This window comes from Micromonospora sonneratiae (assembly GCF_042679305.1).
GTDB classification, from domain to species: Bacteria; Actinomycetota; Actinomycetes; order Mycobacteriales; family Micromonosporaceae; genus Micromonospora_H; species Micromonospora_H sonneratiae.
In genome coordinates this window covers 138,392-151,054 of record NZ_JBHTMP010000001.1, presented here as the reverse complement: position 1 = coordinate 151,054, position 12,663 = coordinate 138,392, and the positions used below count along the sequence as shown (strand labels likewise).

Annotated in this window: 10 protein-coding genes; 2 read left to right on the top strand and 8 right to left on the bottom strand. The window is 69.0% G+C overall.

Going from position 1 to position 12,663, the window contains the following annotated elements:
* Positions 1-41 precede the first annotated feature (41 nt).
* The 4 genes from ACFQ4H_RS00715 to ACFQ4H_RS00700 all read right to left on the bottom strand — a co-directional run bounded on the left by ACFQ4H_RS00715 (position 42) and on the right by ACFQ4H_RS00700 (position 6,032).
* Entirely contained in the window at positions 42-2,801 is a 2,760-nt protein-coding gene (locus tag ACFQ4H_RS00715; protein WP_377565637.1) for a hypothetical protein, read from the bottom strand.
* Positions 2,794-4,299 carry a hypothetical protein gene (locus tag ACFQ4H_RS00710; protein WP_377565635.1) on the bottom strand — a complete coding sequence of 502 codons (1,506 nt, stop codon included), beginning with the start codon at positions 4,297-4,299 and terminating at the stop codon, positions 2,794-2,796. Before ACFQ4H_RS00710 ends, ACFQ4H_RS00715 begins: the two co-directional genes overlap by 8 nt.
* Positions 4,300-4,413: 114 nt before the next feature.
* Positions 4,414-5,181 carry an SDR family oxidoreductase gene (locus ACFQ4H_RS00705; protein WP_377565632.1) on the bottom strand — a complete coding sequence of 256 codons (768 nt, stop codon included), beginning with the start codon at positions 5,179-5,181 and terminating at the stop codon, positions 4,414-4,416.
* A 5-nt stretch (positions 5,182-5,186) separates the two neighbouring features.
* The gene (locus ACFQ4H_RS00700; protein ID WP_377565630.1) at positions 5,187-6,032 is read right to left on the bottom strand and encodes an alpha/beta fold hydrolase; all 846 of its coding nucleotides are present in this window, start codon (positions 6,030-6,032) and stop codon (positions 5,187-5,189) included.
* A gap of 95 nt (positions 6,033-6,127) precedes the next feature.
* Here ACFQ4H_RS00700 and ACFQ4H_RS00695 point away from each other — a divergent pair, with 95 nt between their 5' ends.
* Together ACFQ4H_RS00695 and ACFQ4H_RS00690 are read left to right on the top strand one after the other, a co-directional pair.
* Positions 6,128-7,480 carry an aminotransferase-like domain-containing protein gene (locus tag ACFQ4H_RS00695; protein ID WP_377565628.1) on the top strand — a complete coding sequence of 451 codons (1,353 nt, stop codon included), beginning with the start codon at positions 6,128-6,130 and terminating at the stop codon, positions 7,478-7,480.
* Between the two features lie 95 nt (positions 7,481-7,575).
* A complete protein-coding gene (locus tag ACFQ4H_RS00690) occupies positions 7,576-7,818 on the top strand; it encodes a hypothetical protein (protein WP_377565626.1) in 243 nt (80 codons plus the stop codon).
* 28 nt (positions 7,819-7,846) lie between these two features.
* On the opposite strand, the gene ACFQ4H_RS00685 is transcribed toward ACFQ4H_RS00690, so the two are convergent.
* The 4 genes from ACFQ4H_RS00685 to ACFQ4H_RS00670 are packed head-to-tail and all read right to left on the bottom strand — an operon-like array spanning position 7,847 to position 12,508.
* On the bottom strand, positions 7,847-9,493 hold the full coding sequence (locus ACFQ4H_RS00685) for a beta-N-acetylhexosaminidase (protein ID WP_377565623.1): 1,647 nt from the start codon (positions 9,491-9,493) through the stop codon (positions 7,847-7,849).
* Entirely contained in the window at positions 9,493-10,326 is an 834-nt protein-coding gene (locus tag ACFQ4H_RS00680; protein WP_377566217.1) for a carbohydrate ABC transporter permease, read from the bottom strand. Before ACFQ4H_RS00680 ends, ACFQ4H_RS00685 begins: the two co-directional genes overlap by 1 nt.
* The gene (locus ACFQ4H_RS00675; protein WP_377565621.1) at positions 10,326-11,216 is read right to left on the bottom strand and encodes a carbohydrate ABC transporter permease; all 891 of its coding nucleotides are present in this window, start codon (positions 11,214-11,216) and stop codon (positions 10,326-10,328) included. The genes ACFQ4H_RS00680 and ACFQ4H_RS00675 overlap by 1 nt, the downstream gene beginning before the upstream one ends.
* Before the next feature lie 5 nt (positions 11,217-11,221).
* Positions 11,222-12,508 (bottom strand): extracellular solute-binding protein, encoded by a 1,287-nt coding sequence (locus tag ACFQ4H_RS00670; protein ID WP_377565619.1) that lies wholly within the window; start codon positions 12,506-12,508, stop codon positions 11,222-11,224.
* Between the last annotated feature and the right edge of the window lie 155 nt (positions 12,509-12,663).

Here is a 12,663-nt window from a genome sequence, read left to right as displayed (position 1 = left end):
CCGAGCCGTCCGAGGATCGTGCGGCGACTGCCACCAGTGGTTCAGAAACAGTCGGGCGGGCCGTGCGCGACGTCCAGTCCGACGCGGAGGAACGCGGTCGTGGCACCAGGGATCGGCTGGGTCAGCGGGCCGTGGGACACGCGTAGCCGGCTGGCCAGCTCACTGTCCCGGCAGAGCCGGGTCGCGGTGGTCAGTCGGCCGAGGCGGTAGTGCCGCCACATGACGAGCCCACGGGACAGTTCGATGTGGAACAGATCCTGGCCCGAGCGGACCGCCAGGGCCCAGCCACCGTGGGTATTGGTGGCCCACACTGCCAACATGTCCGTTCGATCGGCGGCATCCAGGGCCTCGGCGGCAGCGGTGAACGGGTTACGGAAGGCTCCGTGGACGTGTAGCACGGCACCCTGATGACGGTGCATCGTCCAGTCACCGTGCCGCGTACCGAGGACTTCGATGGCGTCGGCCAGCGGATCGTCCTGGACGATCATCGAGATGACCCGTACCACCTCGTCGGGGTCGACCGGGAAGCCTCGGCTGTTGTGCAGGCCATCGGAATGGCTGCCGATCAGGTCGAGGTCGGCTGCCGGATAGAGGTGGGCGGTCTTTTCCGCAGCAGCCTCGTATCGGATGACCTCTCGGGTACGTCCGGAGACCGGCAGGTGGTCGCGGATCAGGTAGATCGCCACGGCGGCGAAGCTGGCTGCACTGGCCTCGACCTCGGTCGGGACGTCCCCGAGGTCGAGCACTGTCAGAAGGGTGGCGAGGACCTCGGCCCACCCGTCGTCGCCGTCCGCGCTGTCCCAGATCCCCAAATCGATGGAGACCAGGACGAGCGTGCCGATCGTCAGCCGGTCGATAGCGGGCAGGTCGGGTGCCTCTTCGTGGGCGGCTCGCCAGAGGCGGCGTCGGATCCGTCGCCGCTCCTGTGGGGAGAGCCGTCGTCGGTCGTCCCCACTGTCGACGGTCTGCCCGTCGGACGGTTCCTGACCGGTGGGAGCCTCCCCGTTGGCGTCCCCGGAACCGGCGGGGGCGGTGTCGTCGTCGACGCTGTTCGGATCATCGTCCTGCAGACCCGTCGTACGTTCGTCGAGGAGGCGGTCGGTGGGGGCCAGCAGTGTCGGGTCGGCCTCGTCCATCATGAGGGCCGCTGTGGGGCGAACACCGAGGGCGAATCGGAACATCCTGCCGCCCAGCCGACTCTTCGCGTCGTCGGAATACGTCAGCCAATCCTCGCTGTCGGAATCGATGCGCGGTCCCGCAGTGCCGGATTCCGACGCGACACCAGCGGGCCCGGTCGCCCCGATCCGGGGTAGCGTGACGGCGCGGGTGGCAGCGGCATACTGTTGGACGGCGTCCAACCAGCGCTCGATCAGCCGGGCGTCGCCCAACAGTTCGATCGGACCGGGGGACGCGTCGTGGCGGGTGTGCCCGTCTCCGATCCTGGCACGTACCCGGACCGGGTCGGTGACGAATGTCAACGGGCCTTCTCGGACGATGCCGTTCGCCTGCCAGCAGGGGCGCACTCGGCATCCACCCGGTAGGTCGACGTTCTGGAGTAGACAGGTCGCGCTGCCGGCCGGAACGGTTCCGATCTCGTTCCAGGTGTCGTAGTCCGTTCCAGGAGAGGCGAGGATCTGCACCGGCTGCTGGGGCGGACGAGCGAGGGTGAGTCGCAGCCCGTCGACCGAGCGGACGGCCTCGACCAGGAACACGGAAGGCGTGGCCCGGCTGGCGACAGGGCTTGTGATCGACATGGCCGGCACCTCGGCCAGCGTGATGGGCGTACCGTCGGGGAAGAGACTGACCGAGGGCTGGGCGAGCACGCCCAGTTCGACGTTGCCGCCATCGGCCACCGACCGCAGGAGCGCGGCTGCCGAGAGATTCGGACTGCCGGTCAGCGTCCAACGGTGACCAGCCACCGTACGGGCCTCGATCAGCTTGCCGTGCCGATATGCCTTTCCACGGTCTTCGACCACCTTCAGCGGCACGGCAAGCTCGTCGAACACTCGCGCGAGTGCCTGAGGCTGGATGACGGTGCGGCCACCGGATTGGACCGCCAGCGTCACGCGGCCGGGGGCGAGCCGTCGGACGAGGGCGTGGATGGCCGCGGCGTTGTCGTCGTGGAACGGCGCATGGAGGAGAAGTTCCTCGACCGGATCGGACGGTAGCTGGGTGATGATCGACTGCTCCGAGTTGTGCACCAGGCGGTGTCCGGTCGCCATGACCTGGCTGTGGGAGGCCAGGGTGTCGAGTGTTTCGGCGGTGCGGTGCAGACCGGCGACTGCCCCGGGCGTGATCGTGCAGACGCGACCGAGGGTACGCAGCCAGGCGGCGGCCTCCGGCACCAGCGCCGGACAGCGCTGGCGGTCGGCCGTCGTCACCGTCCACGTCTCGGTGTTGAGATGCCAACCGCCCACCGAGAGGTTTCCCGAGCCGATGGCCAGAACGACACGCTCAGGCCCGGCCACCACCATCAGCTTCGGATGGAAGGCGCTGCCGTTACCGGTGACGGCGATGCCGTGCACGTACCGGGTTCCGGCGTTGCGGGCCGCACGAGGATCCGGGTTCGACATACGGGCGTCACCGAGAACCGTGATGCGGGCACCGGTTGCCTGGGTGACGCCCAGCACCGTCCGTTCGAAGAAGCCGAGATCCGCGTTGAAGGTGCAGAACACCGCCTCGCGGGCCTGCCGATCGCCGTGGCGTTCCTCGGCGAAGAGGTGGCCCAGTGGAGACACCGCCACGTCCACCGGGGCGTCGGCGCTGCTGATGCTCGGTTCGGTGACGGGATGGTCAGACAATCAGGTCTCCACGGGGTCCCAGGGTCCATACCCCATCGACTCGGCTGAGCAGGCCCGCCCCCGCGAGGATGCCGGCCAGTTGGTCCCATCGCAGCGCGGCACCACCGGAGGATTCCACCGAGTCGCGGAAGACGAACTCGTCGCGGGTGTGTACCCGGGTCGGAATCTTCAGGGTGCCGCTACGAGGGTCGCGGCGAGCCTTGGCCAGGGCGAGTCGCTGCGAGCGGTTGAGCATGACCTCGGCCAGCCAGCGTGCGAAGTCCCGGAGTGAGCGGGGTTTCCATCTGTCGAGTTGGGCCGCCAGCCAGGCCGGTGCCAGCTCCTCGAAGATGTCCTCCGGATCGTGACCCTGGAAGCCGTGCAGCTCCCGTCCACGCAGCTCCATGGCGCGTCGAGCACCGAGGCAGAGGACGCCGAGGCAGCGTACGGGCGTCGCGGCGGCGTCCAGGTCGGGATCGTGCTCGGCGGGTGCCGCACGACCGGCGGGGGTCGACGTGTGGGGCAGGCCGGCGAGGAAGTCCGCCACCGCGACGTCGGGCAGGGCCTCGGCGAACCGGTCGGTGAACTGGGACCGGGTCGTCAGTCCGCTCATTCCGTTGACGAGCCAGGCCCACAGGCCCCGCCACGCCGCCACCGAGTGGTTCCGCAGGATCAGACCACGCCACTCGGCGGTCAGGTCGAGGCTGGTCAACACCCTGTCTTCGAAGGACTCGGGTGCGTAGGCCACGAACTGGGACACGTCAGTGCTGACCTGGTATACCTCGGTCAACTGCAGGCAGCGGGCGATCATTCGCAGGGTCTGCCGGCGGACGGCGGCCCGGGTGCCGTCCGCGTCGGTGCCGCTTGCTGCGAGCAGGCGGGCAAGCCAGGCCCCGTCCGGACTGTCGACGGCTCGGCAGACACACAGCTCCTCGTACGCGTCGAGGAGGTCGACGTCGAGCGTCTTCTCGTCGAGCAACTCCAACACGTCCCGCAACCCGGCCTGGACGGCCGACTGGTCCAGGCGCTCACCCGGTCCGATCTCGTTGGTGCGGGTGACGATCCGCAGCAGCATCTCCGACCCACGGTAGGCCGGCCAGAAGCCCCAGTTCGGCTGGGCGTAGACCTGTGGAGCGGCCAGCCGGTCGAGATCCACCTGGCCTGCCCGTACCTGCGGGAGGATCGTGTCGTACGCGTGAGGACGGGACAGTGCTTCGTGGGCGGCGGGATTCCGCTGGTAGTGCCGGGTGGAAACCGCTCCGATGGTCACCTCCGCACGGCGGAGCAGGTTCTGTGCGGCGGCGAGGTTGAGCCCGCGTCGATCCACTTCGGATGCGACCAGCCCGTGCAGCGCGTAGTAGCGCGCGTTGAGGGTAACGGTGGTGACACCGGGAACGAGGCGGTCGACCAGGTTCATCGTGTGCCGCTCGACCGACAGCGGGAACCGTCCCGGGTAGGTGCCGGACCTGGACGATGTCCAGGCGGGACCCGTGACAGCGGCTGACTCCTCTGTCTGCACCGGCCCACGCCCTCCGTCCCGCCGTACCAGGGCACCGTACTAGCCGGGACCGAATGGCGCGATCCCTGGTTGCGGACGCCTGGCCAGTGCCCGGGACTGCGGGACGGAGACCGGTCAGGAAACGTCGCGATGCACCTGGAGTGGGGCGAAACTCTGGGTGACCGGCATCAACTCGATGGTGTTGACGTTGACGTGGGTCGGCTGCGCCGTCGCCCAGTACACCGCCTCGGCGATGTCGTCCGGTAGCAGTGGTCGGGTCCCTGCGTACACCGCATCCGCTTTCGCCTGGTCACCGTCGAAGCGCACCGTGGAGAACTCCGTGTCGCCACTGAGTCCGGGCTCCACACAGGTCACCCGTACGCCCGTGCCGTGCAGGTCGGCGCGGAGGTTGAGGCTGAACTGGCGGGTGAACGCCTTACTGGCACCGTAGACGTTGCCACCCGGGTACGGATAGGTCCCGGCGATTGAGCCAAGGTTCACGACGTGACCGTGTCCCCGGGCGACCATGCCGGGCAGGATCGCCCGGGTGCAGTGCAGCAGTCCCTTGCAGTTGGTGTCCACCATCTCCGCCCAGTCTTCCGGGTCGGTCTCGTGGGCCGGCCGTAGCCCTCTGGCCAGGCCGGCGTTGTTGACCAGGATGTCGATCTCCGCGAACTCGGCGGGCAGGTCCGACACCACCTGCTCCACCGCCTGCCGGTCCCGTACGTCGAGTTGCCGGGGCAGGAGATGCGGGCCCAGATCGGTGGCGAGCGCCGCGAGCCGGTCGACCCGGCGGGCGCAGGCGACGACCCGGGCACCGTCGGCCGCGAAGCGTCGGGCGATCGCGGCTCCGAAGCCGGAGCTGGCACCGGTGACGAACACGGTGGATGGCCGTACGGACATGGCTTTCACCGGGCTTCCGTCGTCGAGGGAGCCGAACCGGGGCGCGTGTTGGTGACGAGTAGGGCATCGAGGAAGTCGCCGAGTACGGCGTCGAACTCCGCACGCCGTTCCAGGTTGGGCATGTGTCCGGCCCCGGAAATGATCGCGAGGGTCGAGTCGGGGATCCGCCTGTGCAGCACCCGGGCGTCGCTGATGGGAGTGAACTCGTCCTCGCTGCCGACCACGACCAGGGTCGGCACCGCGATGTGCGCCAACATGCCCAGGTAGTCGGGACGCTCGGCACGGCCGCGCAGCGCGGCGGCGGCCCCTTCTGGGTCGGTGCCGCGCATCATGTCCAGCACGTGTGTGGCCACCGCCGGCAGCGCCTCGATGTTGGCCGGTGCCACCATCTTGGCCAGCACCTCGTCGGCGTACGGTCCCATTCCCTCCCGTACCAGTCGGTCGGCCAGGGCGTTACGCCCTATCTTGCCCTGTTCGGTCTCCCCGGCGGCGAAGGTGTCGGCGAGTACGAGACCACGGATCCGCGTGGGGAACAGGCGGTGGAACTCCATGACGATCTGTCCACCCATGGAGAGGCCGCCGAGTACGAACCGGTCGATTCCCAGGTGGTCCAGCAGCGCGGTGATGTCGTGGACGAAGGTGGTGAGCGTCGTCTTCCCGGGCACGACGGTGCTCTCACCGTAGCCGCGCAGGTCCGGGGTGATGACCCGCCAGCCGCGCTGGCTGAAGGTCTCGACCTGGGGGAGCCACATGGTCCGGTTGAACGGATGGCCGTGTACGAGGACCAGCGGGTCGCCGCTGCCGGTGTCGTCGTAGCCGAACGTGATGCCGTCGAGTGTCACAGTGCCCATCGAGATTCCTCCGCGTTCTCCGCCTTGACGACTCGATGCTATTCGGTGCAATATTGCGGAGCAATATAAAGATTGATCTCGGTACAATTTTCCCGATGGTTGGACGGAGTGGGCTGGTGGAGGACTACCGCAGCATTGCCGACCAACTCGCGGCCGACATCGCGGCCGGACGCCTACGCCCGGGTGAACGGCTGCCACCACAGCGCAGGTTCGCCCGACAGCGCGGAATCGCCGGCTCCACGGCAGCGCGGGTGTACGGCGAACTCGTCCGCCGAGGGCTGGCCGTCGGGGAGGTGGGCCGGGGCACCTTCGTACGGGCCGCCGCCGCAGGTCCCGAGCCTGCACTCGTCGAGCCGGCAGAGGCCCGGGTCGACCTGGAACTGAACTTCCCGGTTCTGCCGCAGCAGTCGGAGCTGCTGGCCGCCGGCCTGGCGCGGATGTCCCGCCCGGACGTGTTCGCGGCCAGCATGGCTGCGCTGGGGCCGGCAGGGACCCCGGCGGCCCAACAGGCGACAGCGGCGATCCTGGCCCGGGCCGGCTGGAGCCCCGACCCCCGACGGATCCTCTTCGCCGGCAACGGCCGGCAGGCGATCGCCGCCGTGCTCTCCGCCCTGGTTCCGGCCGGCGAACGACTCGGCGTGGAGCGGCTCACCTATCCGGTGGTCAAGGGCATCGCCGCCAGACTCGGCATCACCCTCGTCCCGCTGGCCATGGACGAGCACGGCCTCGTCCCCGAGGCGGTGACCGCCGCGTTGCCGCTGCGTGCCGTCTATCTCCAACCTGCGGTACACAACCCACTGGGCGTGACGATGCCGGAGGACCGCCGGGTACGGCTGGTGGAAGCCCTGCGCGGGGCTGACCTCTACGCGATCGAGGACGGCATCTACGGCTTCCTCCGGGACGATCTGCCGCCGCTGGCCGTACTCGCTCCCGAACGTACGATCCTGCTGGACAGCCTCTCCAAGCGGCTGGCCCCGGGGTTGACGCTGGGGTTCGCCGTGCCGCCGTCCGGCGACGTGGAACAGCGCGTCATGTCGGCGCTGCGTTCCGGTGCCTGGACGGCTTCCCGGTTCGCGCTGGACGTGGCGACCCAGTGGCTGGCCGATGGCACCGTCGCCGCCATCAGCCGGGCCAAGCATCTCGACGCGCAACAGCGCCAGCGGATCAGGGCCGAGCGGCTGGCCGGGTTCACCGTCCATGCCGACCCGCACGGGTACCACTGCTGGTGGGAACTGCCGGACCGGTGGCGGGCCGAGACCTTCGTCGCCGCTGCCGCCCGACAGGGGATCGCCGTCGCGCCCGGTGCCGCATTCGCCGTCGGCGCCGGCCACGCGCCGAACGCCGTACGACTCGCCCTGGGGGCACCCACCCACGACGTGCTGGCCGACGCTCTGGACGTGCTGGCCGGCCTGGCCCGGGGGACACCGGAGGACGCCGTACCGGAGTGAACGCCCGGGAAGTATCCACCCCGGCCCATCGGCCACGGGGGGTGTTTCCCGGGCATTCGGGGTATCCTCGTGACCCAGGTCGGAGGGGGTGCCCGTTGGGAAGGAAGTTCAGTATCCAGGGTGTCCAGTTCGATCTCGACGACATCGACCAGGCACATCTGAGCCGGGGCCTCACCGGCGGAATCCTCGAACTGTGGACCGTGGACGGCGAGGAGCACGTCTTCCAACTGTGGACGCGGGACTCTGCCGCCGACCACGAGGCGTACCTGATCCTGAAGCACGAGTCGGGCTGTTTCACCGAGACGATGCCCCGCTGGTCCCGGCCAGACCGTCAATGACCCCCTGCCGCTACTCCCCGGCCCTGGTCTAAGCAGGCGGGTCCCCGGTTCCGCTCGGGGCATGCAGCACGTTGTGGGTGAGCGCGGCGAGTTCGGCGTCCCGGTCGGCCCGTTCGCGCGGCCAGCCCGGCGCGTCCGGCCGGCGCTGCCAGGGCAACGGCCCGCCGGGCGGGCGGTACTCGACGCCGAGCACGTCCAGCCGTTTCAGGTGCTCGTGCAGGCGCCCGTCGAAGTCGCCCCAGGGCGCGGCCATGGCGGGGGACCACGCTACCTCGGCGAACGCCGACAGCCGTGGGAAGGCGAGGTAGTCGACGGCACGGGGACTGTCGGCGTGCTCGGTCCAGAGGTTGCACTGGGCACCGAGGATCCGATGTCCCAGTTCGGCGGGCAACGCGGCCGGTACGGGCTCGAAGGCCCGGACGTCCGCGACGGTGAGGACCGTGCCCACCGGGATCGGCTCCTCGGCCGAGTCGGACTGGCGGTAGTCCAGGTAGGCGGAGGTGTCCCAGCAGGCGACCACGTCGTGCCCGGCCCGTGCCGCCGCGACGGCCAGCGCCGGACCACGCCAGGCCGCCACCGCCGCCCCCTGGAAGAGGTGGCCCTCCAGGATTTCGTCCCAGCCGAACAACACCCGTCCGTTGGCGGTGAGGTGCTGTTGGAACTGTCGCACAAACCAGCCCTGCAACTCGTCCTCGTCACGTAGGCCCAGGTCCCGTATCCGTTGCGCGGCGATCGGGCTGGCCCGCCACTCGCCCTTGTGGCACTCGTCGCCGCCGATACCGATGTATCGGCTCGGGAACAGTTCCATCACCTCGTCGAGCACGTGCCGGAAGAACTCGATGGTCCGGTCGGAGACGTTGAGCACGCGATGGGAGACACCCCAGCGGGTCCAGACGGCGACCGGCTCGTCGGGGGCGTTGCCGAGCCACGGGTACGCCGCGATGGCGGCCTGGGTATGGCCGGGCAGGTCGATCTCGGGCACCACGGTGACGAACCGCTGCGCCGCATAGGCGACGATCTCCCGGATGTCGTCCTGGCTGTAGTAGCCGCCGTGCGGCCGGCCGTTGAAGCGTTCGTGCTGGCGGGACCCGACCATCGACTCGTGCCGCCACGCCCCGACCTCGGTGAGCCTCGGGTAGCGGCGGATCTGGACCCGCCAGCCCTGGTCGTCGGTCAGGTGCAGGTGCAGGACGTTGAGTTTGTGTGCGGCCAGCAGGTCGATGAGACGCAGTACGCCGGACACCGGCATGAAGTGCCGGGCGACATCGAGCATGCAGCCACGCCAGTCGAAGCGTGGCCGATCCTCGATCTCGACCCCGGGCACGGTCCATGGCCCGGACGCCACCGGCGCGTGGCGGTACACGGCCGGTGGCAGTAGTTGCAGCAGACTCTGCACACCGTAGAAGGCTCCGGCGGGCGAGCCGCCGGTGATGGTGATGCGGTCCGGGCGTACCCGTAGCCGGTATCCCTCGGTGGGGAGTGCCGGGTCGACGGCGAGTGTGATGACGGCGTCCGACGGGTCGGCGTCGGGCAGCGGCAGGCCGGTGGAGCGGGACAGCATGTCCCGCAACTGCCGGGCGACCCCGACGCAGGTCGGGTCGCTACCGATCGTCGTCGCCTCGGTCAGGACGTGGTTGCCCGCCCGGGGGTGGGCGGTGACCGGCCGGGGAAGCATCAGTCCTTCACCGCCCCACCGAGACCGGACACCATGCGGCGTCGGACGAAGATGAAGAAGACCAGCACCGGGATCGTCATCAGGGTGGAGGCAGCCATGATGCCACCCCAGTCGTTCTCGTCCGGCTTGAAGAACACCAGCAGCGCGGCGGGCAACGTCTGTTTCTCGGTGGCGCTGATGATGAACGTCTTGGCGAACAGGAAGTCGTTCCACGCGGTGATGAAGGAGAACACGCTGGTTGCGGCCAGACCGGGCGCCACCAGCGGGAACAGGATGCGCCACAGGATGGTGAACCGGCCCGCGCCGTCCATGGTGGCCGCCTCCTCCACCTCCTGCGGCACCGCCGCCACGAATCCGCGCAGCATCCAGATGGCGAACGGCAGGCTGAACGCCAGCTGCACCAGGATCAGCGAGCCGAGCGTGTTCAGCCCGAGGCCGGGCACGGTGCGGCCCAGGTCCCGGATCTGGAAGAACAGCGGGATGCTCAGTGCCTCCACCGGCACCATCTGCGCGATCAGGAACATCACCAGGATGGTGGTACGGGTGCGGAACCGGTAGCGGGTCAGCGCGACCGCAGCCAGGAACGAGAGCAGTGCGCTCAGTGCGACCACCACCAGGGCGACGGTCAGGCTGTTGAGAAGGTAGCGGCCGAATCCGCTCACCCCGAGCGCCGACCGGAAGTGGTCCAGCGTCGGATGTAGCGTCCATGGTCTCGGGTCGGAGGACTGGATCTCGCCGGTCGGTTTCAGCGCCGACAGGACCATCCAGTAGATCGGAAACACCGTTACGACCGCGACGAGGATCGCCACGGTGTCCGCGATGCGACGGCGGATCACAGCGCCTCCCCGCTGCGGCGTAGCGCCCGCAGGTAGAAGAGCGTGACCACCAGCAGGATCACCGTCATCACGACGCCGATCGCCGAGCCCAGGCCGTACTGGGACGAGGCGAACGCCTTCTGGTACGCGTACACGTTGAGCACCATGTTCTGTCCGGCGATGCCGCCGCCGCGGGTCATCACGTAGATCTGTGTGAACACCTTGAAGTCCCAGATGATCGACTGGATCACCACGATGGTGATGAGCGGCCGCAGCATCGGCGCGGTGATCCGCCGGAAGGTGGTGAACGCCCCCGCCCCGTCCAGCGCCGCGGCTTCCAGCACGGAGCTGGGAATCGCCTGGATGCCGGCGTACAGGGTGATCATCACGAACGGGAAGGAGTGCCACACCACCACCGCGCCGACCAGGGCGAAGGCCACGCTCCGGTCGTAGAGCCAGTTGTAGCCGGGCAGCCCGAGCACCTCGTTGACCAGACCGAGGTTGCTGTCGAACAGGAACATCCAGGCCACCGAGCCGGTCATCGCCGGTGCGGCCCAGGCCGCCAGCGCGGCGAACGACAGCACCGCCCGGGCGGTCCGGCCGACCCGGGTCAGCAGAACCGCCAGCGCCGCGCCGAGCGCGAGCGTTACGACCACACAGCCGGCGGCGAAGACCACGGTCTGACCGAGCACGGTCCAGAAGACCTGATCCCCGAAGAGGGCCTGGAAGTTGCCGGCCCCCAGGAACCGGGCCGGTTCGCCGCCGCTGACCTGCGGTTGTCCGTATTCGTACAGGGAGAGCAGGCCGAGCTGGTAGATCGGGTACGCGAACATCGGCACCAGCACGGCGAGCGCCGGCAGCAGCAGCCACAGGGGTGTCAGCCGCTGCCGGCGGATCGTCGGGGACATCGTCATTACTTCGCGAACGCCGCGGTGATCTGGGTGTTCGCCTCGGCTGCCGCCGAGTCAACCGAGGCCCGCCGGGTGATGACCTTCTGGAGCAGGTTCGGCAGGATCTTCTCAGCGTCGATGGTGGTCCAGGCCTTGTGGACCGGGACGAACCGGGTTCCGGCGTCCATCGTGTCGACGAACGGCTTGAGGAACGGCTCCTTGGCGATCACCTCGGACCGGGCGGACTTCATCGCCGGTACGAAGCCCATCGCGTCGTACAGCTTCAGGGTGTACTTCTTGCTGGCCAGAAGCTGCATGAACTCGACGGCCAGGCTGCGGTGCGTGGTGGAGCGGAAGACGCCCAGGCTGCTGCCGCCGGCGAAGGCAGGGGCGATCGATCCGGCCTTCGCGCCGGGCAGCGGGACCACGGCGTACTTGCCCTTGACCGCACCGGCCTCCACCGCCGAGCGGTTGAAGTTGCCCAGGATGCCCATCCCGGCCCGGCCTGCGGCGAACGCCTCGACGGTGCCGCCGCCGGTCAGGTCGACGCACTGCCGCGCCGGGCAGATGTCGTCGCTGAACAGGTTGGTGTACGCGGTGATGCCGGCCTTCGACGCCGGTGAGTCGATGGTCGCGGTGTACCCGCCACCGGAGTTGGTGGCGATGTCGCCGCCGGCGTCCCAGACGAACGGCAGCGCGCCGAAGGTGTAGAGCCCCCCGACCGCGATACCCAGCATGTCCTTGCGGGCAGAGCGGATCTTGCGGGCCGCGTCGACGAGTTCGTCGTACGACGTGGGCGGTTGCAGCCCGAGTTCGGTGAAGACGTCGGTGCGGTAGTAAAGCGCCCGGACGCCGATCCACCACGGTACGCCGTACGCCTTCTCGTCGACGGTCACCGTCTTTACCAGGTCCGCCGGCAGGTCGGCGTTCTCCGACCAGTTCTTCAGGTCCTGGGTGACGTCGGCCATGCCGTTGGCGGCGACGAAACTGGCCAGGTCGGTGTTGCCGATCTCGGTCACGTCGGGTGCGCTGGCGGGGTCGCTGAGCGCCCCCTTGTACTTCTCCGCCCGGGTGTCGGTCGCCAGGTAGCTCACGTCGACCTTGACGTCCGGACGGGAGGCGGTGAATTCGGCGATCGCCGCGTTGACGACCGCCTCCTTGGCGGCGCGGTTGGCCTCGTCGAAGAGCCAGACGCGCAGTGTGCCGGTCTTGTCGTCGGTGCTTTCGCGGGGAGCTTCGGTGGACGGGGCGCAGGCACCGACGCCCAGCGCCAGCGCCAGCAGCACGGTGAGTGCGAGGGGTTTCCGCATGGTTTTCTCCCTCAATAACGAGCTATGTTCGTAATTAGGTTGATTTCAATGTCGTACAGAGTGGGCTGCCCGGCGACGCTCGTCAAGGTGCAATTTCCCAGCTCAGGGTGGTTTTCCGGGCAGGCCAAAGCCGCCTTCGGGGGTGGCTCCCGCGA

Coding starts and splice junctions, on each gene's coding strand:
- ACFQ4H_RS00705 (WP_377565632.1), bottom strand. CDS start 5,181: ATGTCCGTACGGCCATCCACCGTGTTCGTCACCGGTGCCAGCTCCGGC.
- ACFQ4H_RS00700 (WP_377565630.1), bottom strand. CDS start 6,032: ATGGGCACTGTGACACTCGACGGCATCACGTTCGGCTACGACGACACC.
- ACFQ4H_RS00695 (WP_377565628.1), top strand. CDS start 6,128: ATGGTTGGACGGAGTGGGCTGGTGGAGGACTACCGCAGCATTGCCGAC.
- ACFQ4H_RS00685 (WP_377565623.1), bottom strand. CDS start 9,493: ATGCTTCCCCGGCCGGTCACCGCCCACCCCCGGGCGGGCAACCACGTC.
- ACFQ4H_RS00675 (WP_377565621.1), bottom strand. CDS start 11,216: ATGTCCCCGACGATCCGCCGGCAGCGGCTGACACCCCTGTGGCTGCTG.
- ACFQ4H_RS00670 (WP_377565619.1), bottom strand. CDS start 12,508: ATGCGGAAACCCCTCGCACTCACCGTGCTGCTGGCGCTGGCGCTGGGC.